Origin of the sequence: Azospirillum sp. TSH64 (genome assembly GCF_003116035.1) — a bacterium.
In the GTDB taxonomy this organism is placed as follows: Bacteria; Pseudomonadota; Alphaproteobacteria; order Azospirillales; family Azospirillaceae; genus Azospirillum.
Window position 1 is genome coordinate 1347190 of record NZ_LGQW01000015.1, and the last position, 24496, is coordinate 1371685.

19 protein-coding genes are annotated in these 24496 nt (G+C 65.6%); 14 read left to right on the forward strand and 5 right to left on the reverse strand.

From position 1 onward, the window contains the following. Positions 1–45 precede the first annotated feature (45 nt). Positions 46–2682, forward strand: a complete 2637-nt coding sequence (locus TSH64_RS07660) for a HAMP domain-containing methyl-accepting chemotaxis protein (RefSeq protein WP_109096228.1) — start codon at positions 46–48, stop codon at positions 2680–2682. A gap of 102 nt (positions 2683–2784) precedes the next feature. Here TSH64_RS07660 and TSH64_RS07665 read toward each other — a convergent pair whose 3' ends face one another. Beyond that, positions 2785–2976, reverse strand: a complete 192-nt coding sequence (locus TSH64_RS07665; protein ID WP_109096229.1) for a hypothetical protein — start codon at positions 2974–2976, stop codon at positions 2785–2787. 292 nt (positions 2977–3268) lie between these two features. Further along, positions 3269–6040: a phosphoenolpyruvate carboxylase gene (ppc, locus tag TSH64_RS07670; protein WP_109096230.1), complete on the reverse strand. Its 2772-nt coding sequence runs from the start codon at positions 6038–6040 to the stop codon at positions 3269–3271. Here ppc and TSH64_RS07675 point away from each other — a divergent pair. After that, a complete protein-coding gene (locus TSH64_RS07675) occupies positions 6039–7253 on the forward strand; it encodes a hypothetical protein (protein WP_109096231.1) in 1215 nt (404 codons plus the stop codon). The two genes, ppc and TSH64_RS07675, sit on opposite strands and share 2 nt — an antisense overlap. Positions 7254–7585: 332 nt before the next feature. On the opposite strand, the gene TSH64_RS07680 is transcribed toward TSH64_RS07675, so the two are convergent. Next, positions 7586–8470: a hypothetical protein gene (locus TSH64_RS07680; protein ID WP_109096232.1), complete on the reverse strand. Its 885-nt coding sequence runs from the start codon at positions 8468–8470 to the stop codon at positions 7586–7588. A gap of 150 nt (positions 8471–8620) precedes the next feature. Then, a complete protein-coding gene (locus TSH64_RS35295) occupies positions 8621–9682 on the reverse strand; it encodes a hypothetical protein (protein ID WP_146208011.1) in 1062 nt (353 codons plus the stop codon). Between the two features lie 630 nt (positions 9683–10312). Here TSH64_RS35295 and TSH64_RS07690 point away from each other — a divergent pair. From TSH64_RS07690 to uxuA, 11 genes are all read left to right on the forward strand, one after another. Further along, the gene (locus TSH64_RS07690) at positions 10313–11503 is read left to right on the forward strand and encodes an extracellular solute-binding protein (protein ID WP_109096234.1); all 1191 of its coding nucleotides are present in this window, start codon (positions 10313–10315) and stop codon (positions 11501–11503) included. Positions 11504–11604: 101 nt separating this feature from the next. Continuing rightward, on the forward strand, positions 11605–12672 hold the full coding sequence (locus TSH64_RS07695; protein ID WP_109096235.1) for an ABC transporter ATP-binding protein: 1068 nt from the start codon (positions 11605–11607) through the stop codon (positions 12670–12672). After that, positions 12669–13571, forward strand: a complete 903-nt coding sequence (locus tag TSH64_RS07700) for an ABC transporter permease subunit (protein WP_109096236.1) — start codon at positions 12669–12671, stop codon at positions 13569–13571. The genes TSH64_RS07695 and TSH64_RS07700 overlap by 4 nt, the downstream gene beginning before the upstream one ends. 12 nt (positions 13572–13583) lie before the next feature. After that, positions 13584–14417 carry an ABC transporter permease subunit gene (locus TSH64_RS07705; RefSeq protein ID WP_109096237.1) on the forward strand — a complete coding sequence of 278 codons (834 nt, stop codon included), beginning with the start codon at positions 13584–13586 and terminating at the stop codon, positions 14415–14417. 283 nt (positions 14418–14700) lie between these two features. Continuing rightward, positions 14701–15459, forward strand: a complete 759-nt coding sequence (locus TSH64_RS07710; protein WP_109096238.1) for a GntR family transcriptional regulator — start codon at positions 14701–14703, stop codon at positions 15457–15459. Positions 15460–15618: 159 nt separating this feature from the next. Continuing rightward, the gene (locus TSH64_RS07715; protein WP_109452398.1) at positions 15619–17133 is read left to right on the forward strand and encodes a mannitol dehydrogenase family protein; all 1515 of its coding nucleotides are present in this window, start codon (positions 15619–15621) and stop codon (positions 17131–17133) included. 39 nt (positions 17134–17172) lie between these two features. Continuing rightward, positions 17173–18201 (forward strand): Zn-dependent oxidoreductase, encoded by a 1029-nt coding sequence (locus tag TSH64_RS07720; protein WP_109096239.1) that lies wholly within the window; start codon positions 17173–17175, stop codon positions 18199–18201. 72 nt (positions 18202–18273) lie between these two features. Next, positions 18274–19299, forward strand: coding sequence for a TRAP transporter substrate-binding protein (locus TSH64_RS07725; protein ID WP_109096240.1), 1026 nt, complete (start codon positions 18274–18276; stop codon positions 19297–19299). A 70-nt stretch (positions 19300–19369) separates the two neighbouring features. Continuing rightward, positions 19370–19873 carry a TRAP transporter small permease subunit gene (locus TSH64_RS07730; RefSeq protein WP_109096241.1) on the forward strand — a complete coding sequence of 168 codons (504 nt, stop codon included), beginning with the start codon at positions 19370–19372 and terminating at the stop codon, positions 19871–19873. Beyond that, positions 19873–21147: a TRAP transporter large permease gene (locus TSH64_RS07735; protein ID WP_109096242.1), complete on the forward strand. Its 1275-nt coding sequence runs from the start codon at positions 19873–19875 to the stop codon at positions 21145–21147. The genes TSH64_RS07730 and TSH64_RS07735 overlap by 1 nt, the downstream gene beginning before the upstream one ends. Before the next feature lie 48 nt (positions 21148–21195). After that, positions 21196–22392, forward strand: a complete 1197-nt coding sequence (uxuA, locus tag TSH64_RS07740) for a mannonate dehydratase (protein ID WP_109096243.1) — start codon at positions 21196–21198, stop codon at positions 22390–22392. A gap of 18 nt (positions 22393–22410) precedes the next feature. On the opposite strand, the gene TSH64_RS07745 is transcribed toward uxuA, so the two are convergent. Continuing rightward, positions 22411–23889, reverse strand: coding sequence for a sigma 54-interacting transcriptional regulator (locus tag TSH64_RS07745; protein ID WP_109096244.1), 1479 nt, complete (start codon positions 23887–23889; stop codon positions 22411–22413). 215 nt (positions 23890–24104) lie between these two features. Here TSH64_RS07745 and TSH64_RS07750 point away from each other — a divergent pair, with 215 nt between their 5' ends. Then, positions 24105–24320, forward strand: a complete 216-nt coding sequence (locus tag TSH64_RS07750; protein ID WP_109096245.1) for a general stress protein — start codon at positions 24105–24107, stop codon at positions 24318–24320. The last annotated feature ends 176 nt before the right edge of the window (positions 24321–24496 follow it).

The window sequence follows — 24496 nt, forward strand, 5'->3', positions numbered from 1 at the left end:
GTGGAAAGCCCGGCCTAGACGCACTTTCCGGGGAGCAGGACGCATATGACGATGAACGCGCGCGACGATACCACCGTGCCCCACCACCCAACAGGTGCCGCAGGCGGCCGCAGGCTGGGCGTGCGCGGCAAGCTTCTGCTCGCCTTCGCCGGCATGGCCGGCATGACGGTCGCCGCCAGCATGGTCGGGCTGACCTCCTTCTCGGCGGTGGAACGGCCGCTGACGCAGATCGTCGGCACCGGCCTGCCGGAGATGGAGCTGGCGAAGCGCCTGTCCGGCGAGAGCAGCGGCATCGCCGCTGCCGCGCCGGTGCTTGCCGCCGCCGAAAGCCAGAGCGAGCGCGAGCGCGTCTATGGCGAGATCATGGGCAACGGCAAGGCGCTGGGCGCCCTGGTGGAGGAACTGGCCACCCACCGGTCCGGCGATCCGCGGATCGGCGAACTGCGCGCCAAGACCCAGGGGCTGATCGCGACGCTGGAACGCGGCAACGCCGCCGCCAACCTGCGCCTGTCCGTCCGCGGCACGCGCGAGACAATGGCGGTCGATCTGGCCAAGTCCTACGACGCCTTCCTCGCCAACCTCGCTCCGCTGACCGAGCGGGCCGGCGCCACGCTGCGCGGCAAGGGCGAGACGCTGGACAGCAGCACCGAGCGTGACATGAATTCGCTGGGCGATGCTATCCGCTCGCTGATCACGATGTATGAGGTGCGTGGCGACTTGGGGCTCGCATCGGAAGCGCTGACGCGCACCGGTGGTGCCGAAACCGCCTTCGCCGTCACCCAGTTCCAGCAGAATTATCTGGAAGCGGCCGCCCGCATGGTCAGCGCCACCGCCCAGATCGGCAGCCGGCTGAGCAAGGAGACCTCCGACGGGCTGGACGCCTTCTTCCTGCTGGGCGACGGCGCCGACGGCGTCTTCGACATGCGCCGCAAGGCGCTGGAACTGCCGGCCGGCAGCGCCGAGCGCGATGCCATCCGCCAGAGGACGACCGAGGTCCTGGCCGATGCCGCCCGCCGGCAGGCCGCTCTGCTGGACCAGATGGAATCGCCGCTGATGCGGCTGAAGGCCGAGATCAAGCTGTCGAGCGTCAACATCCGGTCGCAGACCCGTGACTCGATGCAGGATCTGCTGGGGGACGGTCTGGCCCGCTTCCGCACATATCTGGAACTGTCGACCTACGCCGCCGCCACCGTCGGTGCGCTGAACGAAGCGACGCAGGCGCCCAGCGCCGACCGGCTCGCCATGCTGGAAACCCGTTTCACCGCCGCCGCCAAGGCGATGGAGGAGCGGCTGAAGGCACTCCAGGCAGCCGGCGACGACGGGCTGCCGAAGCTGGTGAAGAGTGCCGAACTGCTGGCCGGCTTCGGCAAGGGCGACAACAGCCTGTTCAAGCTGCGCCGCTCCGAACTCGGCGCCGCCGCGGAGAACGAGAAGGTGCTGGCGGAGAACCGCCAGATCGCCCAGCAGTTCGCCGGCATGGTCGACGGCCAGATCGCCGCGATGAAGCAGGAGGCGGACACCGCCGCCGCCGGGGCCACCGACGCCCTGTCGGCCGGCCGCAAGATGCTGATCCTGTTCGCGGTCGCCAGCCTGATCGGCGCTGCGGCGCTGGCCTGGTTCGTGGTCGGCCGCAACATCGTCGCGCGCCTCAGCCAACTGTCCGATGCTATGCGGGCGATTGCCGCCGGCAACCTGAACGCGCCGATCCCCGCTGCCGGCTCCGACGAGATCGGCGATATGACCCGCGCCCTGATGGTCTTCCGCGACACCGCCAACGAGGCGAATGCCGCCAATGCGCGGGCCGAGGCCGAACGCGGCCGTGCCGCCGGCGAGCGCCGCCGCGCCATGGTCGAGATGGCCGAGAACTTCGAGAGCAGCGTGCGCGGCGTGCTGGACCGCGTCGCACGCGCCGCCGGCGAGATGCAGGACATGGCCCAGCGGATGAGCCGCAACGCCGAGGCCACCACCGGCGAGGCGGCAACCGCCGCCAGCACGTCCCAGCAGGCCGAAGGCAGCGTCAAGGCGGTCGCCGCCGCGACGGAGGAGCTGTCGGCCTCGATCCAGGAGATCGGCAGCCAGGTCCACGCATCCAGCCAGATCGCCCGCAAGGCGGCGACCGAGGCCGAGCGCACCGACCGCACGGTGGAGGGCCTGTCGCAGTCGGCCAACAAGATCGGCGAGGTGGTGCAGCTCATCAACGACATCGCCAGCCAGACCAATTTGCTGGCACTGAACGCCACCATCGAGGCGGCCCGCGCCGGCGAGGCCGGCAAGGGCTTCGCCGTGGTGGCGAGCGAGGTGAAGAGCCTCGCCAACCAGACCGGCAAGGCGACGGAGGAGATCTCCAGCCAGATCCAGGCGATGCAGGCGGTGACCCAGGATGCGGTGGACGCGATCCGCTCCATCGCCGGCACCATCCGCGAGATCAACGAGATCGCCGCCACCGTCGCCGCCTCGGTCGAACAGCAGAGTGCGGCCACCCGCGAGATCGCCCGCAATGTCGGCGAGGCGGCCGACGGCACCCAGCATGTCCGGCGCAACATCGACAGCGTCGCCCGCGCCGCCGCTGAGTCCGGCGAGTCCGCCACCCGCGTGCTGACCGCCTCCTCCACCGTCGCGGATGAGGTGCGCTCGCTGGGCTCGCAGGTCGACAGTCTGGTCAACCGCATGCGGGCGGGCTGACCGGGCCGCCGGGACCGCAAATAGCCAAAAACAGAACCGAAAGAAAAAAGCCCCTCTCCCGTCAGCGGAGAGGGGCTTTTCTCATGCGGAGACCGTCGCTGGTCAGCGCCGGGTCCCGACCGTGATCGGGCGCCAGATCACCGCGGCGCCGGCACCGGCACCGCAGGCGCCGCCGCAGAATTCCTCATGGGTGTCGGTGGCGCCGCCCTGCGTGCCGCGGTTGCCCTGGGTACCGGTGGCCGTCCGCTCTTGATGCGGTTGGGCCATCTGTTGCTGCTGTGACTGAGTGGTCATACCATTTCTCCTCTCGGGGAGGCATGAGGTATCAAAATAATCACCGACGATCAACTGTGATTTTCGGCAGATCTGTCGTGACTTATTTTGGTCTCAACACCAATGGCCGAGCTTTGTTTTGCGATGCCGAAGAGTTGATCGTGCATCGCACAAGAAAAGGACAAGATGGACCAAGCCATTCGTCCGCAAACATAAAACGCCCTTCCTCGCGGCGGAGGAAGGGCGTTTTTGTCGGAAACCATGCGGCGGAACGTCGCCCGCCGCTGCGTTGCGGCAAGAAAACGGCGGGAGATCAGCCGCTGTTGCGCAGGCCGGCGGCGATGCCGTTGATGGTCAGATGGATGCCGCGGGCGATCTGCTCGCCGCTGTCGCTGGTGCGGTGACGCTTCAGCAACTCGACCTGGACATGGTTCAGCGGGTCCAGATAGGGGAAGCGGTTGCGGATCGACCGCGCCAGCAGCGGGTTCTTCTCCAGCAGGGCCGACTGTTCGGTGATCGCCAGCAGGGCGTCGATGCTGTCCTGCCATTCCGCCCGGATGCGGGTGAAGATGGCGTCGCGCAGCGCCGGGTCCGACACCAGCCCGGCATAGCGCGATGCGATGGCGATGTTCGACTTGGACAGCACCATGTCCATGTTGGACAGCAGCGTGCTGAAGAAGCCCCAATCGCGGTGCATGGCGCGCAGCCGCTCGATCCCGTCGGGATGCTGGGCCAGATAGGCCTTCACCGCCGACCCGAAGCCGTACCAGCCCGGCAGCATCAGGCGGCACTGCGCCCAGCTGAACACCCAGGGAATGGCGCGCAGATCCTCGATGCTGGTCGATTTCTTGCGCGAAGCCGGGCGGCTGCCGATGTTGAGGTTGGCGATCTCGCCGATCACCGTCGATTCCCAGAAATACTTCTCGAAGCCCTCGGTCTCGTAGACCAGCCCGCGATAGGCCTTGAAGGCGTGCTCCGACAGTTCCTCCATGGTCTGGAGGAACTGGTCGGTGCAGGGGGCGGCCGATTCCGGGTGCAGCAGCGTGGCTTCCAGCGTCGCCGCCGCCAGCGTTTCCAGGTTGCGGCGGCCGACCTCCGGGTTGGAGTACTTCCCGGCGATGACCTCGCCCTGCTCGGTGATGCGAATTGCGCCCTGCACGGCGCCGGCCGGCTGGGCCAGGATCGCCTGATAGCTGGGACCGCCGCCACGGCCGACCGAGCCGCCGCGGCCATGGAACAGCCGCAGCCGCACGCCATGCTTGGCGAACACTTCGACCAGCGCGATCTCGGCCTTGTACAGCTCCCAGCCGGAGGTGAGGAACCCGCCGTCCTTGTTGCTGTCCGAATAGCCGAGCATCACCTCCTGCAGATTGCCGCGGCTCTCCAGGAAGCGCCGATAGACCGGGATCGACAGCAGCCGGTCCATGGTGGCGGCGCAGTTGCGCAGGTCGCCGATGGTCTCGAACAGCGGGGCGATGTTCAGTTCCAGCGCCTTGTCCTTCGGCCGCAGCAGCCCGGCTTCCTTCAGCAGGACGGCGACCTCCAGGATGTCCGACACGCCGTCGGTCTTGGAGATGACGCAGTTCACCACCGCATCGGTGCCGAAGCGGACGCGGGCTTCGGCGGCGGTGCGCAGGATGTCCAGTTCGGAACTGGTTTCTTCGGAATAGTCGGCGTAGCCGGAGGCCAGCGGGCGGTTGGTGTCCAGCTCGCGCACCAGGATCTCGATCCGCTCGTTCTCCGACAGCGCCGTGTAATCGACGTCGGCGTCGGCGAAGGACAGCAGCTCCGCCACCGAACGCTCATGCACGTCGGAGTTCTGGCGCAGGTCGATGCTGGCGAGATGGAAGCCGAACAGGTCGACGGCGCGGCGCAGGTGACGCAGCCGGCCCTTCGCCAGAGCCGCCGAGCCGTTGACGGTCAGCGAGCGGTCGATGATCTCGAGGTCGGCGCGGAACTCAGCCGGCGTCTGGTAGGGCGGCGCGTCGCCCACGGCGTGGCGCGGCGCCTCCAGCCCGTCCAGCGTCCGAAGCGTCGCGGCGACCCGCGCATAGATGCCGGAAATGGCGCGGCGGTAGGGCTCCATCTTGCGGTGCGGCGACGGGTCGGGCGAACGCTCGGCCAGCTGCCGCAGCGGCTCCGACACGTCGATGACGCGGGTGCTGAGCGACAGCTCCGACCCCAGCGTGTGCAGCTCGTCCAGATAGAATTGCAGGGCGCGGGTGCTCTGCATCCGCATCGCCTGACGCAGCACGGGGGCGGTGACGAAGGGGTTGCCGTCGCGGTCGCCGCCGATCCAGCTGCCCATCCGTAGGAAGGACGGCAGCTCCGTCGTCGTCCAGGACGGGTCGGTCTTGCGCAGATGGTCTTCCAGCTGGGCATAGAAGCGCGGCATCTCGCGCAGGAAGGTGTAGTCGTAGAAGGTCAGGCCGTTGGCCACCTCGTCCGTCACCGCCAGCTTGGTGGCGCGCAGGATCGCGGTCTGCCACAGCGTCAGCACGGCGCGCTGGAGCGATTCGAGGTTGGTGTCCTCCTCCTCCGGCGTCATCGGCCCGTGGTCGCGCTCGGCCAGCAGCTTGGCGACCTGCATCTGCACGGTCAGGATGCTCTTGCGCTGCACCTCGGTCGGGTGGGCGGTCAGCACCGGGCTGACCAGCGCGCCGTCGAAGAACTCCTTCAACTGCTGGGTTGTGACACCGGCTTTCGCGGCCTCGTCCAGCGCATGGGCCATGGTGCCGTCGCGCGCGGCCGACCCGGCGAGCGCATGGGCACGGGTGCGGCGGATGTGGTGCTGGTCCTCCGCGATGTTGGCGAGGTGCGAGAAGAAGCTGTAGGCCCGCACCACCCGCGCCGTCTGCGGCGGGGACAGGCTGTTCAGGATCGCCTCAAGCTCCTTGCGGGCGCCCTGGTCCTCTTCGCGGTGAAAGCGGATCGAGGTCTGGCGGATGCGCTCGACGATGTCGAACACCGCCTCCCCTTCCTGGCTGCGGACGGTGTCGCCCAGGATGCGCCCCAGCAGGCGGATGTCTTCGCGGAGCGGCTGGTCCTTCGTCTCGGAACTTTCCTGCAGCAGGATGGCGGACATGGGCGACGGTTTCCTGGTCGAGGATGGACGGATACGGGTCGATGCGCGAACGAGGATGATCATTTTTCGGGCAGGAGGTGCCCCCTGCACGCGAAGTGGTCAGACCATCGGCGACAGCATGCCGATTCTGTCGGAAGTTTCAACCGTCCGTGTGCTGGTGCGAGATAATTTCCATAAGTCGCAGCGCTGTGAAATGCGACGTCGCATATCCCATCTCTGCCCACCTCCCTCCCCAGCTTGGGGACACGGCTCGAATGGGCGGTGTGCCGGAGCCAAGCCCACGAAATCCTTTCAATGGCCGGCGTCCGAACCCTACTATGGTCCGGTGCCATTCCGAGGCGCCCGCTGTTCCCGTTGCGCCGACTTACAGACCGAAGAGCCAAGGCAAGCGATGAAACCCGTTCCTCCCTTCAAGGTCGCGGGGTTGTTCGTCTGTCATGTCCGTTCCGAACGGATCGAGCGGCATTTCCAGCGTCTCGTCGATCAGACCGGGCACATGATCGACTGGCATTTCATGTTCAATCCGGACAACCGGGCGGAACCGCAAGTCGATTTCGCCTATCGGCCGCCCAAGTCCTGCATGCCGGCCCGCTATCGGGAGATGGCTGCGCATGGCGGCGTGCAGCGGGGCTATCTGGACGTGGCGATCATTCCCTGTGTCCTGTCCCTCGATGCCGATTTCGTGTGGATCGTCGAATACGACGTCGATTATTCCGGCGACTGGGCGCAGCTTTTCGATCAGTTCAGCCGGAACGCGTCCGATCTGCTGACGACGACCGTCCAACCGCTCGCCGCAAGTCGCGATTGGTACTATTGGCAGTCGGCAGCGATGCCGGGGTCGGTCAGTCCTGACCACGTCCACCGGGCGTTTCACCCGATCATGCGCCTGTCCCGCCATTTCGCGCGGACCTATGGGCTGATCATGTCCATCGCCGGCTGGCGCGGCCATTACGAGTTCACCCTGCCGACCGTCGCATTTGCCGGTGGCTTCACCGTCGAAGACATCGGTGGGCAGGGGCCGCTGTGTCCGCCATCCCGGCGCGGAACCAATTACGAGAACACCCCGCAGGACGAATGCCTGCGACCGGGCACCCTGATCTGGCGCCCCTCCTGTCCGCGTTATTTTGCCGAGGACCCGAGCGGCTTCGGCCGGAGCAACATGATCCATCACCCCGTAAAGCCCGACGTTGCGGATTGGGACATGCCTGCGTGACGAGAACGCCGCCAAAATTTCCGCCCGATCCAAAAGACACAATCTTGACGGGAACGCCTGGAGCTATGATTATCTTTGCCTCGAAGGGTGGTTCCGCTCAGCCTTCGTTTGAAATCGCCCTATAACTGTAGGAATGGAAAGCATGACTTTCTCCATCGAAACCGCTGCGCCTCTTGGTCCGCCCCCGCCGCCGCCGCCCCCTTCGCCGCTTTTTTCTTGATAACGCCGTTTTTCAACCTGATTTGCCTTGCGCACACAGGTTGAAGTTGTGGGCCATGGTTCGCCATGGCCCCGCAATGCCCGTCCATAGTGGAAGCATTCTCGACCGGCAGTCAGCACGGCGTGTCGATCGCCTGCATCGCCTCGCTCCAACGCCGTCTCGCCAGCATTTGGGCGTCACGGCGTTTCAGCCAGGGGTCCGGCACATAGTTGCCGAGAAACGGGTTGGTGTTGATCTCGAACACCACCGTCCCATCCGGTGTGGTGGCATGGTCCGCGCGGCCATACTCGATCCCGGCGATCTCGAATGCCGGCATGAGCCAAGACTCGAACCGATTGGTCGATACGGCATCGAATTCGTCTAAGACGATGTCTTCCGTAAGACAGTCATGCCGGCCATATTTGACCATCCACCGGTCTTCGACGGCGATGTGCTCCACGACGATCCGCTCGCCGATCCGCCAACTGCCCCATTTGGCCCACAGGGTGCCGTTGTACGTCGCATCGACCTTTTCCAGAACGAGAAGGCCGCGCAAAGGCACCCCATCCCGGCGTTGCACGGCAAGAGCCTCGTCGAGTTCGCTTTGGCTGTAGTAGAGCGTATCCGACGGCATCTCATGCTCGTCTTCAAGGCGCAGGAAGACGGGAAAACGCGACGGCCTCGGACGCATGTCCGCCCGATGGACCTCGATGGGATTGCCGGTTTTTTCGTTGAGGTTGGTCAGAAGCTCCACACGGCTCATCGCGCAGGCAGGGTCGTTCAAGCAGCGCACGCCAAAATCGCGCAATTTCCGATATAGGTCGGCGGCCCGTCTCAGGCGGGATGTCGAAAGCCGCTCGAGATCCGCGAAAATATAGGTGGCTCTCGGCAAGGTGGATGCCGCAAGAACCTGGTCGTAACTCAGGCTTTTGATGTCCGGAACCGGCACGCCGAACTGGCCTTCGGCAATGCTGCGAAGTGTGTATTGATGGTCCGGGGTCGTCAGGAGAATGATCATGGAAAAGCCGATGCTGCGTGCAGGAGGTCGGTTGGAAGCATGCCGCCAAGAAAATTACGCAGCCTGCTGACCCGAAGACTGTACATTCGCCCCAATAATAGAATGCCTTTTACCGAGAGACATGCTGCTTCTTGTAGTAACCGTTCCAAATCATGTCAAGTATATGTGGATTCCGCGCTCGAAGTCGATCCACACTCTTGAGATCGCTGTGCCCGGACGGAACAGACTGACCAGCCGATCTATTCTGTTGCGCAATCCGTGATTGTCGCGAGCGAACCGATGCCGGCGCACCACACCTTGCTTGCCGTCCCGGTCGAACAGCGTCAAGGCGCGGGTGTGGGCATCCGCAATACCGTCGACGGAATAGTTTTCCATCCGGACGATCGGCAAGGAGTGTTGATCATGGTGTGGAATCACCAGATCAAGATCGGGAAACTCAGGTGGAACGATGGGGATCAGACCACATGCCAGAGCATCGAACAACCGTTGTGAAATATCATTTTTCAATGGAAGAATTACACTGACCTTGTAGGAAGCCCAATCCAACAGCCTCTGTTCCTGGCTGAATGAGAAATACGCAGATCTTTTGTCGAGTCCGAGAGTGAACACATGATCATCAGGATATCGATCCCGATATGACGCGATCAATCCGTTTCTCTCTTTTGCATCCACATGATTGAAGAAACCGCCATATAGTTTATCGCACCGCCCCGCAGAAGCGATCTTCTCTTCCATCGAAGCCAGGAAGACACTGCTCCATTGCGTTATGCAAAGCGGAAGATGCGGCGCTATGAGGGTGGCTGCATTTGCCATGTCCTCATGCGCGAACCAATGAGCAGGGAATACCGCATCGGCGATCATAGCCGCCCGGTTGTTGAGGATGGGCTCATGATGATTGTCCCATGTCCAAAGCGCAACAAACGGCTGCCTTGGCATGTTTTGCAACTTCCAAGAAAATATCTCTTCGCTCTTTAGATGTCCGCACAGAATTACAACATCGAAATCAAAGTTTTGATCATCGAATATTGATCCATCACTGGAAATTTCTAATTTATAATAATGTTCGCGAAAGTCTTCGTCAAAATCATTGGGAAACAAGAATTTGTTTTCCGTGAAGAAAAGAATTTTTAGCTCTACTCTTTCAAGTATGGCCTTCAGTTTTCCAAGGGAGCCATCAATTTTTTCTTGGAATAATTTCGGTATCATTGTCATTCTATCCCATCCAAACCATCAAGATTCCATCCGTTCTATTAATTAGATATGGAGCGCGCGGAAAAATATAATATCAGCCTCGCGAAAAGTAGTTATCTTAATTTTTGGGATATTTTAAATAAGAAACAAAAATATTCTCATACTTTATTTATATCTTTTCGATTTTATCAAAATATTCTCGACCTCTCTTTAAGATTCTCCACCGACAAACCCTCTGAATTTGAGGTGCTGTTATCGAAGCGAGACAGGACCTCAACCGATATCAAGCCATAGCATATCGGCAGATGAATTTGGAACGCTCATACGTCGACCTGCGGTCGTTTCCACAGCTTGACATTGTGGCGACAGTCCAGTGCAGGAGGCAAAGAAAGTCAACGGTCATCGGACAAAGGCTTGCGCGCTCCCCCGCCCTACACGACACGACAAGCTACTACCATACGAGTTTCCGCTTGCGGAGCCGGGACTACCATACTAGCATTTGGCATAGGAACGAATTATCCGCATCTTCCGCGATCCTGCTCTCCGACCGGTTCCGTCAGGCCGCCAACCATGGCTTCCCGGCCGCTTCAGTATGTCCGCCGCAGCTCGAACCACCGCAATTTCAAAACACGCACAAACGGGAGGAAACCTATGATCGACCACGGGATTTCACGACGCGGCTTCCTCGCGGCGTCCGCCGGGACCGCCGGGCTCCTGGCGACCGGCCGGCCGGTGTTCGCAGCCCTGCCGAAGCCGGCGAGCCCGGTCACGCTGAATGTGGTGGACGTCGCCGGCAATCTGGCGCTGACCCAGAAGGCCATCGAGAATTACCGCAAGGCCAAGCCCGACTGGGCTTCGCGCATCGTCTTCTCCAAGGCGCCGGCGCCGGAACTCCCCGGCAAGCTGAAGGCGCAGCAGGACGCCAACCGGGTCGACATCGATCTGGTCCTGACCGGCACCGACGTGCTGTCCGCCGGCATCGACCAGAAGCTGTGGGTCAATCTGCTGCCGGACCGCGCCGGCGACCTGCCGAAACTGTCCGACATCTATCTGGAGCCGGCCGCCCGCATGCAGGGTCTCGCCGAAGGCCAGGGCGTGGTCGTCACCTACTACCCGTCGGGCCCGCTGTTCGAATATGCGCCGGAACGGGTGAAGCAGGTGCCGAAGACGGCCGCGGAACTGCTGGCCTGGGCGAAGGCCAATCCGAAGCGCTTCGCCTATGCCCGCCCGGCCAACTCCGGTCCCGGCCGCACCTTCCTGATGGGGCTGCCCTACATCCTGGGCGACAAGGATCCCAAGGATCCGGTCAACGGCTGGGAAAAGACCTGGGTCTATCTGCGCGAGCTGGGCGAGACCATCGAGGCCTATCCGGGCGGCACCACGCCGACCATGAAGGCGCTGGGCGAAGGATCGCTCGACATCATCGTGTCGACCACCGGCTGGGACATCAACCCGCGGGTGCTCGGCGTGGTGCCGAAGTCGGCCGAGGTCTTCGCGGTGGAGAATTTCCGCTGGGTCGCCGACGCCCATTACATGTGCATCCCCAAGGGCGTGTCGGCGGAAAAGCTCGCCGTCCTCCTGGACCTGATGAACCATCTGCTGACCCCGGCGCAGCAGGCCTACACCTATGACGAGGGCTATTTCTATCCGGGCCCGGCGGTGAAGGGCGTGACGCTCGCCATGGCGCCGAAGGAGAGCCAGGACGCCATCGCCGAGTTCGGCCGCCCATCCTACGACAAGCTGATCGCCGACCACCCCATCGAACTGCCGCTCGCCGCCGACAAGCTGGTGCAGGCCTTCCGCCGCTGGGACGAGGAGATCGGCGGGCGCAAGGGCAAATGACGGCGCTCCAGCCGACGACGTGAAACGGAGGGGTCCTCCGCCCGGCAGCGGGCGGCGGGCCTCTCCGAAGACAGCGCCCCATCCAGCCACAGGACCCCGGAATGACCGTCGGAGCCACCACCTTCAAGCAACTGCACCTTCAGGGAGTGAGGCGGGAGTTCGACGCCTTCACGGCGCTGAAAGGGCTGGACCTCACCATCGAACGGGGCGAGTTCATCGCCCTGCTCGGCCCGTCAGGATGCGGCAAGACGACCGCGCTGAACTGCATCGCCGGCCTGCTGCCGGTCAGCGGCGGGCGCATCATGCTCGACGACCGGCGGGTCGACGTGCTGCGGCCCGAAGAGCGCGGCTTCGGCATGGTCTTCCAGAATTACGCCCTGTTCCCGCACATGACCGTGCGCAAGAACATCGGTTTCGGCCTGCGCATGCGCGGCGTGCCGAAGCCGGAACTGGAGAAGCGGGTCGATGCCGCCCTGGCGGCGGTGCGGCTGGAATCGCAGGCGGAGAAGCTGCCGGGCCAGCTGTCGGGCGGCCAGCAGCAGCGGGTCGCCATCGCCCGTGCCATCGTGGTCGAGCCGCCGCTGGTGCTGATGGACGAACCGCTGTCCAACCTGGACGCCAAGCTGCGGCTGGAGATGCGCCAGGAAATCCGCCGCATCCACCAGTCCCTCGGCTCCACCACCATCTACGTCACCCACGACCAGGAAGAGGCGCTGTCGCTGGCCGACCGCATCGTCGTCCTGCGCGACGGCGCCATCCGGCAGGTCGGCACACCGGCGGAGCTTTACGCCCTGCCCGCCCATCTCGATGTCGCCGACTTCATGGGGTTCCGCAACCGCGTCAACGGCGAACTGGTCGGGATGGAGGGCGAGGACGCCCTGCTGAACATCGAAGGCACGGTGATCCGCGGCCGGATGCGTGCCGCTTCCGCCAGCAAGGCGGCAGTCGCCGCGATCCGCCCCGATGATCTGGAGCCGACCGGCACCGACAGCGGCATTCCGGTGCGGGTGGAGGCGGTGGAGTATCGCGGGCGCGGCTTCCACGGTGTCGGCGTCACCGCGTCGGGCACCGAGCTGCATTTCGCCTCCCCCTATCCGTTGCAGCGGGGCGCCGCCGTCCGGCTCGGCGCCGATGCCGGCCGCGTGCTGGTGTTCGGAGACGCGCGATGAGCGCCGTCCTGGAAGGCCGCGCCGAGGGGCCGACCCTGCGCCAGCGATTGGCTGCCCGCGGCATCGACGGGGCGACCCTGCTGGTGCTGCCCTGCGTGGCGCTGATCCTGGGGCTGTTCATCTACCCGTTCCTCTACGGGCTGATGCTGTCCTTCGAGCCCAAGGACGGATCGCTGTTCGGCAATTATGCCCGGTTCTTCGGCGATCCTTTCCTTTACGGCACCATCTTCAAGACGCTGCGTCTGGCATTCCCGGTGACGCTGCTGAACCTGCTGATCGCCATCCCCATCGCCTTCCGCGTCCGGCTGATGCGGCGCCAGCGTCTGCTGACCACCCTGCTGGTGCTGCCGATCACGCTCGGCACCGTTCTGGTGGCCGAAGGCATGCTGTTCTATTTCGGGCCGCAGGGCTGGTTCAACCGCGCCCTGATGGCGGCCGGGCTGCTGTCCACCCCGATCTCCGTGTTAAACGGCTATTGGGGCGTCTTCATCTCGCTGGTGCTGACCGGCTTCCCCTTCACCTTCCTGCTGACGCTGTCCTACGTCACCGGCATCGACCCGTCGCTGGAGAATGCGGCGGCGACGCTGGGTGCCGGCCCGGCCGCCCGCTTCCGCGAGGTCTTCCTGCCGCTGCTGATCCCCGGCCTCGCCATCACCTTCTGTCTGTCCTTCGTCCAGGCCTATTCGGTGCTGCCGTCGGCGGTGCTGGTCGGCGATCCGGCCGGCGCCACGCGCGTCATCTCCATCGCCGCCTATCAGGCCGCGTTCGAGGAGTACGACTACTCCATGGCCTCGGCCATCGCGATGATCATGGGGGCGGTCCAATTGCTGGTGGTCGTCGCGGTTCTCGGCTGCCGCTCGCTGTTCTACCGCGGCCCCGCCGCGGGCGCCAAAGGCTGAGGAGAGGCGGCAATGCAGAAATCCATCATGTCCCGCCTGTGGGTCTTCGCCGTCTGGGCGGTGATCGGGCTGTTTCTGATCAATCTGATGGGGCTGATCGCCTCGGTGGTGACCTCCTCCTTCGGAACCCGCTGGCTCGGCACCTGGCTGCCGGCGGGCTTCACCACCCGCTGGTACTTCGCCGCCTGGGACGAGTTCCAGCTGGGCGACGTGCTGTGGGTCACTTTCCAGGCGGTCGGGGCGGTGGTCCTGCTGTCTGGCCTGCTCGGTGTCCCGGCCGCCTATGCGCTGGCGCGGCGCGAGTTTCCGGCCAAGCGGGCGGTGATGCTGTTGCTGCTGCTTCCCCTGCTGGTTCCGCCCATCACCTACGGCATCCCGCTGGCGACGGTGCTGTACAAGGCGGGGCTGGGCGGCACGCTGACCGGCGTCATCCTGGCCAATCTGGTGCCCACCGTGCCCTTCGTGGTGCTGGTGATGATCCCCTTCATCGAACAGATCGACCCGCGCACCGAGGCGGCGGCCCGCGTCTTCGGCGCCAACATCTTCCAGATGTTCGTCCATGTGCTGGTGCCGATGCTGATGCCGGGTGTGCTGGCGGCGCTGCTTCTGGTGCTGGTCCGCACCATCGGCATGTTCGAGCTGACCTTCCTGGTCTCCGGGCCCGGCAGCCAGACCCTGGTGGTGGCGCTCTACTACGCTGTGTTCGCCTCCGGCGTCCGGGCGGTGCAGTCGATCGACGCCATGGCGGTCATCTATATGGTGACCACGCTGGTCTGGCTGATCGTCGCCCTGCGCTTCGTCAATCCGACCCAGATCGTCGGCCGCGGCAAGCGTCCGGCGGCATAGGTCCACTGTCCATGCCTGCCCCGTTCAAGGATGCACTGCCAACATCATGATCCTGAACGGGGTTCCCATAAATTCCGCCCGTACCGGCCGGCAGTTTGTTTGTGGAACTCTGGTGAGGTCTCTTTGATCCGGGTGAGCTTTCGTTGAGAAACCCGCCTTGGGCCAAGAGGGCTTGGCGGGAAATACTCTTGCCGACCGCTTGGTATGGTAGTATCCTGATAGACCAGTCATCCGCTCCGGCCCTTCGGGCAGGTTTCGAGGCGCCATAAACCATGACGTGCCGATGCTGAACAAGATCGACGTGGAATCCGGCGAGCCGATCGCGCGGCGCGTGTACCGGGTGCTGCGCCAAGCCATCGTGACGATGCAGTTCCGCCCCGGCCAGGCCCTGTCCGAGCAGGAGATCGCCGACCAGCTCGGCGTCAGCCGCCAGCCGGTGCGCGAGGCCTTCATCAAGCTGAGCGAAGCCGGCCTCCTCACCATCCGGCCGCAACGTGGCAGCTTCGTCGTCAAGATTTCGGTCAAGCAGGTGCTGGACGCGCGCTTCGTGCGCGAGGCGGTGGAGACCGCCGTGGTGCGCAAGGCCTGCGAGACCATCACGCCGGCCGGCATCGCCGAGCTCCGCGACAATCTGAAGGCCCAGTGGGACATCGCCGACGAACCGGTGCCGGTGCGCTTCCTGGAACTGGACGAAGCCTTTCACCGCGCCATCGCCATCGGGGCGGAGTGCGACTATGCCTGGCGCATCGTCGAGGAGACGAAGGCGCAGATGGACCGCGTCCGCTATCTCAGCGTTCCCTATGCCACGCCGATCCGCCGGCTGATCTCGCAGCATCAGGCGGTGCTGGAGGCGATTGTCGCTCGCGACCCGGCCAAGGCGGAGGCGGCGATGGGATTGCATCTGCGCGAGATCCTGACCTCGCTGCCCGAACTGGAAGGCAAGTTCCCCGACCTGTTCACCCTTGAGGAGGCCGGAGCCCCGCCGGCACCCAAGACCACCTCCAGAAACAACGGCCGGTCACGGGTTGCCGCCCTGCGCTGACCGCCGCCGCCTGTCCGGTGCCGGCCGCAAGGGCGGACGGCAGTAGCAGGGCTATATGGTTCGACAGGATGACAATCCGGGTTGCCCTTCTCCGCGCTTCTTGACATACTACCATACAAGAATGTGAGCCAACCGCTCGCCTGGAAGGAAATGCTCTCCATGCAATCGCCTGCGTCCACCGTCCCTCCGTCCGGCGCCCCGTCGCGGCGCCTCGGCGCCTCCGGCCTGTCCGCCCTGCCGGCGACGGTGGCCCGGCCCGGCTACGACCGCAACGGCCTCGACATCGGGATCGTCCATCTCGGCGTCGGTGCCTTCCAGCGCGCCCATCAGGCGGCCTACACCGACGCCCTGCTTGAACGGCAGTTCGGGCCCTGGGGTATCGCCGGCGTCAGCCTGCGCAGCCCCGACACCCGCGACGCGCTGGAACCGCAGGACGGGCTCTACACCGTCGCGGTGCGCGATGCGGAGGGGGAGCGGCTTCGGGTGATCGGCTGCCTGCTGGACCTGCTGGTCGCGCATGAGGACCCGGAAGCGGTGCTGGAGCGGATGTGCCGCCCCTCGGTGCGCATCGTCACCCTGACGGTGACCGAGAAGGGCTATTGCCATGATCCGGCCACCGGCGCGCTGAACGAGAGCCATCCCGACATCCGCCACGACCTGGACAACCCGGACAAGCCGCGCACCGCCATCGGTTTCCTGGCCGAGGCGCTGGCCCGCCGCCGCGCTGCCGGGCTGGCGCCCTTCACCGTGCTGAGCTGCGACAACCTGCCGAGCAACGGCGACACCGTCGCCCGCATCCTGCACCGTTTCGCGGAACTGCGTGACCCGGCCTTTGGCGCCTGGGTGGCCGAGGCCGTCGCCTGTCCGAACAGCATGGTCGACCGCATCGTCCCCGCCACCACCGAGGCCGACCGCGCCCGTGTCTCGCAGGCGCTCGGTGTGCAGGATGCCTGGCCGGTGGTGACGGAGCCCTTCACCCAATGGGTGGTCGAGGACCGCTTCCCCGCCGGCCGGCCGGCCTGGGAGACGGTCGGGGTGGAACTGGTCGCCGATGTCCATCCCTATGAGACGATGAAGCTGCGGCTGCTCAACGGCAGCCATTCCACCATCGCCTATCTCGGCTATCTGGCGGGCTACGAGACGGTGTCGGACACCATGGCCGATCCCGCCTTCGCCACGCTGGTCCGCAACCTGATGGACCACGAGACGGGGCCGACGCTCCACATGCCGCCCGGTGCGGATATGGAGCAGTACAAGGACGCGCTGATCGCCCGCTTCCGCAATCCGGCGCTGCGCCACCGCACCTGGCAGATCGCCATGGACGGCACGCAGAAGCTGCCGCAGCGGCTGCTGAACCCGATCCGCGACCGGCTTGCCGCCGGCTTGCCCATCGACCGGCTGGCCTTGGCCGTCGCCGCCTGGATGCGCTACGTCGCCGGCTCCGACGAGAAGGGACAGCCCATCGACGTGCGCGATCCGCTGGCTGCCAAGCTGGCGGAGATCGCAGCCGCCACGACCGGCGATCCCGACCGGCTGGCCGAGGCGCTGCTCGGGCTGACCGCTGTGTTCGGCGATGACCTGCCGCGCGACCAGCGCTTCACCGCCCCAGTCACCGTCGCGCTCAAGCGCCTGTTCGCCGAAGGCGCCCGCGCCGTCGTGGCCGCGTCTGCCTGATCCCGTTTCACCGTATTCTCTTCAGTAGGGAGTAGTCCCGTGGTTGCCCTGACCGTCGAAAAGCCGCATGTGCTGGCGCTCCGTCCCGAGAACACCCCGTCTGCCGGGCCGGTCAAGGCCGGCGAGGTGCTGGTGCGCGTCCAGCGTGCCGGCATCTGCGGGTCGGACCTGCACATCTACCACGGCTCCAACCCCTTCGCGGTCTATCCGCGCGTGATCGGCCACGAGTTCGCCGGCACGGTCGAGGCGGTCGGCGATGGCGTGACCAACGTCGTTGCCGGCGACCATGTGGTGGTGGATCCGGTGGTGTCCTGTGGCCGCTGCTATGCCTGCCGGGCCGGGCGCACCAATGTCTGCGCCAATCTGGAGGTGTTCGGCGTCCACCGCGACGGCGGTTTCCGCAACCATGTCGTTGTGCCGGCCGCCAATGCGGTCAAGGTGCGGTCCGACCTGCCGATCTCGATCGCCGCGCTGGCGGAGCCTCTGTCGATCGCCGCCAACGTGCTGTCGCGCACCGGCATCGCCGCCGACGACACGCTGCTGGTCTATGGCGCCGGCACGGTCGGGCTGACGATTGTGCAGGTCGCCAAACTGCACGGCGCCCGCTGCATCGTCGCCGACCTCGACGACAAGCGGCTGGAGCGGGCGAAGGAGTTCGGCGCCGATGTCGTCCTCAACTCGTCGCGGGTGTCGGTTCCCGATGCGGTGCGCGACGAGAATGACGGGCTCGGCCCCACGGTGGTGATCGACGGCGCCGGCGTGCCTGCCCTGCTGGAGGAGGCCTGCCGCCTCGCCAGCCCGGCGGCGCGCATCGGCCTGCTCGGCTTCTCTCCCGCCCCCTGCAACATCAGCCAGCAGGAGATCGTGAAGAAGGAACTGACGCTGGTCGGCTCGCGCCTGAACCGCCGCCTGCTGCCGCAGGTCATCGAATGGCTGGAGAGCGGCAAGCTGAAGCCGGCGGCGATGATCACCCAGGTCTTCCCGATCGCCGATGCGGCGAGCGCCTTCTCGCTGATCGAGACCGACCCGTCCAGCACCATCAAGGTTCAGCTCGACTTCGAAAGCTGATCGCGTGCCCAAGGGCAGCCACCAATCGAAGCAACGGCGGACCCGATCCGCCCAAAATGGAGGGACACCAGGATGAACAGCAAGACCCCGATCTCGCGCCGCACGCTGGCCAAGAGCATCGGCCTCGGCGCCGGCATCGCCGCCGGTGCGACGCTGCTGGGCGGGATCGCCGCCCCGGCCATCGTCCGCGCCCAGGCCAAGACGACGCTGAAGCTCGGCCACCTCGCCAACGAGGAGAATGTCTGGCACAAGGCCTCGCTGGTCTTCGCCGAGGAAGTCGCCAAGCGCACCAACGGCGCGGTCGAGGTCAAGGTGTTCCCCAACGAGCAGCTCGGCAAGGAAACCGACCTGATCAAGGGCATCCAGCTCGGCACCATCGACTTCACCATCACCGGCGAGTCCCTGCAGAACTGGGCGCCGGCCGCCGCACTGCTGGCCGTTCCCTACGCCATCCGCGATCTCGATCACCTCGACAAGGTCGTCACCGGCGAGCCGGGCAAGAAGATCGCCGACGCCATCGAGCAGAAGACCCAGCTGGTCCCGCTGACCTACTTCGCCCGCGGCCCGCGCAACCTGACCAGCAAGCGCCCGATCAAGTCGCCGGACGATCTGAACGGCCTGAAGATGCGCGTCCCCAACGTGCCGCTGTTCGTGTCCTTCTGGCAGGGGCTGGGTGCCAAGCCGACGCCGATGGCCTTCTCGGAGGTGTTCACCGGTCTGCAGAACGACACCATCGAGGCGCAGGAGAACCCGCTGGCGTTGATCAAGTCGGCGAGCTTCTACGAGGTCCAGAAATACGTGAACCAGACGGAGCACGTCATCAGCTGGATTTATCTGGTCGGCGGCTCGAAGAAGCTGAACAAGCTGCCGGCCGAACAGCGCGCCGCCATCATGGAGGCCGCCAAGGCTGCCCAAGCCGCCGAGCGCAAGCTGTTCATCGAGGACGAGGCCAAGCTGGCCGCCGACCTGAAGGCCAAGGGCATGGAGTTCATCGCCGTCGACAAGGCCGCCTTCGCCGAGAAGGGCCGTCCGGCCGTCGTCGCGGCGCTGTCGCCGGAGATCAAGCCGATCTACGACGAAATCCTCGCGGTGAAGTGAGCGGCAGACAAGGCCCTCTCCCGTCCCGGGAGAGGGCGCCCGTCTTCTCCCGAACCGCAAGAGTCCTTCCATGCGCAACGCCTTTGCCGCCCTGGTGTCGGCCGTCTCCGCCCTTTGCCGTTGGGGAACCCTGGCGGCCATCGGCGTCCTTATCGTCGTCGTGACCATCCAGGTGCTGGGCCGGATACCGGGCTTTCCCTCGCCGCCCTGGACCGAAGAGGTGGCCCGCTTCGCGCTGGTCCATCTCGTCGCCTTCTCCTGTGGCCTTGCGCTGCTGCGCGGCGAGCTGGTGAACGTCGACATGTTCATCCTGCTGCTGCCCAAGCCGATGCAATGGGCGGTCGCCCGGCTGGTCGACGTGGCCATCCTGGTCTTCGCCGTCGCGATCATCCCCGGTGCCTGGGACTATGTCGTCGGCAGCCTGGGTGAGCGGGCACGGTCCATCAACGTCCCGATGATCTGGGTCTATGTCGTGACGCTGATCATCCCGGTCTCGCTTGCCTTCTTCTCGATTGCCCGGCTGGCCGGGCTCGGGCGCGACTCCGCGCCGCCCAGCCATGGGGAAACCGTCTGATGGTCACCGCATTGTTCGTCACCTTCGCCGTCCTGCTGATCCTGGGCGCGCCGGTGGGCATCGCCCTGGGCGGCGCGTCGGCGGTCTATCTGGTCGGCAGCGACATCGACCTCGCCGTGGTCCCGCAGTTCATGTATGCGGGCATGGACAGCTTCGTCCTGCTCTGCATCCCCGGCTTCGTGCTGGCCGGCAACCTGATGAACGGCGGCGGCATCACCGACCAGATCGTGCTGTTCAGCAACCGGCTGGTCGGCCATATCCGCGGCGGCCTCGGCCTTGCCAACGTCACCGGGTCGATGGTGTTCGCCGGCATCTCCGGAACCGCGGTGGCGGAAACCGCCTCCATCGGTGCGGTGATGATCCCGGCGATGCGCAAGTCGGGCTACGACGCGCCTTTCGCCGCCGCTGTGACGGCCGCCGCCTCCACCGTCGGTCCGATCATCCCGCCCAGCGTGCCGATGATCATCGTCGGCACGCTGACCGGCCTGTCGGTCGGCAAGATGTTCATGGCCGGCGCCATCCCTGGTGTGCTGCTCGGCCTCGGCATGATGCTGACAGTCTGGATCCTGGCGCGGGTTCGCAACTACCCGCGTGAGCCGTGGCAGGGCTTCGGCGCACTGGTCCGCGCCAGCCGCGGCGCCTTCTGGGCGCTGCTGATGACGGCGATCATCCTGTTCGGCATCGTCGGCGGCTATTTCACCCCGACCGAGGCCTCCATCGTCGCGGCTCTCTACGCCTTCGTCATCGGTCTGTTCGTCTACAAGGGTTTCAAGCTGCGCCAGCTGCCCGGTATCCTGCTGGAAAGCGCCATCGGGGCGGGCGGGCTGATCCTGCTGGTCGGCCTCGCCAACGTCTTCGGCTGGATCCTGACCAGCGAGCAGATCCCGCAGGCCATCGCCGCCTCGATGCTGGCGCTGACCACCAACAAGTATCTGATCATCCTGCTGATCAACATCCTGCTGCTGATCGTCGGCACCTTCATGGAGACGATTGCGGCGCTGATCATCCTGTTCCCGCCCTTGCTGGCGGTGGCGACCCAGGTCGGCATCGACCCGATCCATTTCGCCACCTTCGCCGTGCTGAACCTGATGATCGGCCTGACCACCCCGCCGGTCGGCGTCTGCCTGTTCGTCGCCGCCAACATCGCGAAGATCTCCCTGGGGGCCATCACCAAGGCGATCTGGCCCTTCCTGCTCTGCAACATCCTGATCCTGTTCCTGGTCTCCTACATCCCGGCCCTGTCGCTGTGGCTGCCGAGCCTGCTTTTCCGCTGATTTCTCCAGACTTCCAAAGCCCCCTCTCTATCCAAGGAGTTCGCAGCCATGGAACAATCCTGGCGCTGGTTCGGTCCCGAAGACGCGATCAAGCTGAACCACATCCGCCAAGCCGGCGCCACCGGCGTGGTCACCGCCCTGCACCACATCCCCTACGGCGTCGTCTGGTCGGTGGAGGAAATCCAGAAACGCAAGGCGATGATCGAGTCCGACAAGGAACTCGGCCTCAGCTGGACTGTCACCGAAAGCCTGCCGGTGCATGAGGCGATCAAGATCGGCGAAGGCGACCTGACCGAGCTGTTCGACAATTACCGCCAGTCGATGCGCAACCTCGCCGCCTGCGGCGTGACGACCATCTGCTACAACTTCATGCCGGTGCTGGACTGGACGCGGACGGAACTGGCGGCGGCCCTGCCGGGCGGCGGCACCTCGCTGCGCTTCAACGCCCATGAACATGCCGCCTTCGACGTCTATATGCTGGAGCGTCCGGGCGCGGAGGAGGACCATTCGCCGGAGGTTCTCGCCAAGGCCAAGGAATGGTTCGACCGCTCGTCGGAAAGCGACCGCGCCAAGCTGCTGACCAACATCATGGCCGGCCTGCCGGGTGCGTACGACCGCTACGACATCCCCGGCCTGCGCAAGATGATCGCGCGCTTCAACGGCATGAGCGCCGACGGCCTGCGCGAGACGCTGGCCCGCTTCCTGCGCGAGGTGATCCCGACCGCGGAAGAGGTCGGCATCCGCATGGCGATCCACCCCGACGACCCGCCCCGCCCGCTGTTCGGCCTGCCCCGCATCGTCAGCACCGAGGACGACCTCGCCCACCTGATCAATGCGGTGAAGTCGCCCAACAACGGCCTGACCTTCTGCACCGGCTCGCTGGGGGCCGGACAGACGAACAATGTGCCGGCGATGGCGAAGCGCTTCGTCGAGGACATCCACTTCGTCCATCTGCGCAACGTCGCCAAGGATCCGGACGGGTCGTTCGAGGAAGCCGACCATCTGGGCGGCGACGTCGACATGGTGTCGGTCGTCACCACCCTGCTGGAGGAACAGAAGCGCCGCCAGGACGCCGGCAACGACAACTGGCGCCTGCCCTTCCGCCCCGACCATGGCCACGAGCTGCTGGACGACGTCGGCAAGCCGACCCACCCCGGCTACCCGATGATCGGCCGTCTGCGCGGTCTGGCCGAAATCCGCGGCGTGATGACCGCCGTGGCGCAGGTGAAGCAGTTGCCGATGTGAGTTGACTGCGCGCCGGCCTCACCCGCCGGCGCGCATCCCCAGACGGGCGAGCTTCTTGTAGAAGGCGGCGCGGGAGATGCCGAGCGCCTGTGCCGCCTCCACCGCACGGCCGCCGCTGGCCGCGAGCGCCCGGCCGAGCAGTCCGCGCTCGAACTCGTCGAAGGCCCGGTCATAGTCCGGCAGAGGCAGCGCTTGCGGTTCCGCCCGGACTGCCGTGCCGGTCGGCACGGAAGGACGTTCAAGCGGAGCGGCCTCACCCAGATCCGGCAAGGCCTCCGCAAGGTCGGCGGCGGTCAGGCGGCGGTTGTCGGTCAGCAGGCAGGCACGCTCCAGCACGTTGCGCAGTTCGCGCACGTTGCCCGGCCAGCGATGTCGGCCCAGGGTCTCGACCGCCTCCGGGGTCAGGCCGCGCAGGGGAAGTCCGGTGCGGGCGGCGATCTCCTGCAGGATGGATTCGGCGATGGCCTCCAGGCCGCCGCCCATTTCCGCCAAAGCCGGCAGTCGGATCGGCAGCACGTTCAGACGGTAATAGAGATCGGAGCGGAAGCGGCCGTCGCGGATCCGCTGTTCCAGATCGACGTTGGTCGCCGCGATCACCCGCACATCCACCTTCACCGGCCGGTCGGAGCCCAGAGGCTCGATCTCCTGCTCCTGCAGGGCGCGCAGCAGCTTGGCCTGGAGCCCCAGCGGCATGTCGCCGATCTCGTCCAGGAAGAGCGTGCCGCCGTCGGCGGTCTTGAAGCGCCCCTCGCGCCCGCGGCGGTCCAGCCCGGTATAGGCGCCGGGCACCGCGCCGAAGAACTCCGCCTCCAGCAGCGTTTCGGGGATCGCCGCCACGTTGACGCCGACGAAGGACCGTCCGCTGCGCGCCGACAGGCCGTGGATGGCCTGGGCGATCAGTTCCTTCCCCGTGCCGGTCTCCCCCAGCAGCAGGATCGGCGCGTCTGTCCGGGCGGCGAGACGGGCCTTGCGCTTGACCTCCAGGCAGACCGGGCTGTCGCCGACATAGCTTTGCAGCGTGTAACGCGGCTGCCGCCCCTCGTCGAGCCGGCGCTTGGTCGCCGCCAGTTCCGCCTCCAGCCGCGACAATTCGGCCAGCAGGGGTTTCAGCCGGTGCAGGCTGTCGTAGAGAACGAAGCCGACGGCGCCGATCACCGTGCCGGCATCGTCGGTCAGCGGAAAGCGCGAGACCACCAGCCGCTGGGTCCCGAACAGCATCAGGTCGAGAAGGATCGGCTGGCCGGTCGCCAGGATCTGGCGCATCTGCGAATGGGGGATGATCTCCTCCACCTCGCGGCCGATGGCCTCGGCGGGGTCGGAGATGCCGAGCATCCGGGCGTATTTCTCGTTGATCCACACGACACGGGCGTTGCGGTCGACCGCCACCGTTCCTTCGGACTGGGTTTCCAGCGCCTCGAACAGCGAGGGAATCGCCCGGCTGCGCAGCAGCGCCGCGTCGCCCTGCCCCACCTCGGAGAACCGCTCCCGATCACTCACACCCGCCGTCCCCGTTCCATGTCAGAGCAGGCTTACCTTATCGGCCCCTACGTCCGAATCCGCAACCGGCTGGGGCTTGCCACTTCCGGTAAGGCCGCACTGAACCGATGGCGGGGGCGGCGCGACCATCCCACCGACGCCCTGTTCTGATCTGCACCGTTGCGGTTCCGCACGGTGACGACCTTTCGATCATCACACAGGATGGAGAACACATCATGGCGAACCAGAACGAAGGGCGCAGCGCAGGCGGCCAGCACTCCGGCGGCAACTTCAAGAACGATCCGGAGCGCGCGGCCGAAGCCGGCCACAAGGGCGGCCAGGTGTCGGGCGGCAGCTTCAAGAACGATCCCGAACGTGCGTCCGAGGCCGGCAAGAAGGGTGGCGAGCACAGCCACGGTGGCGGCGGCAACAGTGGCGGCAACAAGGAATAAGGAGTGACCGGCTCCACGATCCGGTGAGGTCCGGGCAAACAGCCCGGCTGGGAAAGCGCGCCGATTGCGGCGCGCTTTTCCTTTTTGGCGGAGAAGCTTGCGCAGCTTCGGCGGAAAGGTTCATTCTCTGCACTTCCCATCTGCCGCAACGACCACGGCCGAAGCCCCGACCCATG

Bases quoted from the DNA above. Each gene is read 5' to 3' on its own strand.
- TSH64_RS07660 (WP_109096228.1), top strand. From the start codon at position 46: ATGACGATGAACGCGCGCGACGATACCACCGTGCCCCACCACCCAACA.
- TSH64_RS07665 (WP_109096229.1), bottom strand. From the start codon at position 2,976: ATGACCACTCAGTCACAGCAGCAACAGATGGCCCAACCGCATCAAGAG.
- TSH64_RS07675 (WP_109096231.1), top strand. From the start codon at position 6,039: ATGGGCGACGGTTTCCTGGTCGAGGATGGACGGATACGGGTCGATGCG.
- ppc (WP_109096230.1), bottom strand. From the start codon at position 6,040: ATGTCCGCCATCCTGCTGCAGGAAAGTTCCGAGACGAAGGACCAGCCG.
- TSH64_RS07680 (WP_109096232.1), bottom strand. From the start codon at position 8,470: ATGATCATTCTCCTGACGACCCCGGACCATCAATACACACTTCGCAGC.
- TSH64_RS35295 (WP_146208011.1), bottom strand. From the start codon at position 9,682: ATGACAATGATACCGAAATTATTCCAAGAAAAAATTGATGGCTCCCTT.
- TSH64_RS07690 (WP_109096234.1), top strand. From the start codon at position 10,313: ATGATCGACCACGGGATTTCACGACGCGGCTTCCTCGCGGCGTCCGCC.
- TSH64_RS07695 (WP_109096235.1), top strand. From the start codon at position 11,605: ATGACCGTCGGAGCCACCACCTTCAAGCAACTGCACCTTCAGGGAGTG.
- TSH64_RS07700 (WP_109096236.1), top strand. From the start codon at position 12,669: ATGAGCGCCGTCCTGGAAGGCCGCGCCGAGGGGCCGACCCTGCGCCAG.
- TSH64_RS07705 (WP_109096237.1), top strand. From the start codon at position 13,584: ATGCAGAAATCCATCATGTCCCGCCTGTGGGTCTTCGCCGTCTGGGCG.
- TSH64_RS07710 (WP_109096238.1), top strand. From the start codon at position 14,701: ATGCTGAACAAGATCGACGTGGAATCCGGCGAGCCGATCGCGCGGCGC.
- TSH64_RS07715 (WP_109452398.1), top strand. From the start codon at position 15,619: ATGCAATCGCCTGCGTCCACCGTCCCTCCGTCCGGCGCCCCGTCGCGG.
- TSH64_RS07725 (WP_109096240.1), top strand. From the start codon at position 18,274: ATGAACAGCAAGACCCCGATCTCGCGCCGCACGCTGGCCAAGAGCATC.
- TSH64_RS07730 (WP_109096241.1), top strand. From the start codon at position 19,370: ATGCGCAACGCCTTTGCCGCCCTGGTGTCGGCCGTCTCCGCCCTTTGC.
- TSH64_RS07735 (WP_109096242.1), top strand. From the start codon at position 19,873: ATGGTCACCGCATTGTTCGTCACCTTCGCCGTCCTGCTGATCCTGGGC.
- uxuA (WP_109096243.1), top strand. From the start codon at position 21,196: ATGGAACAATCCTGGCGCTGGTTCGGTCCCGAAGACGCGATCAAGCTG.
- TSH64_RS07750 (WP_109096245.1), top strand. From the start codon at position 24,105: ATGGCGAACCAGAACGAAGGGCGCAGCGCAGGCGGCCAGCACTCCGGC.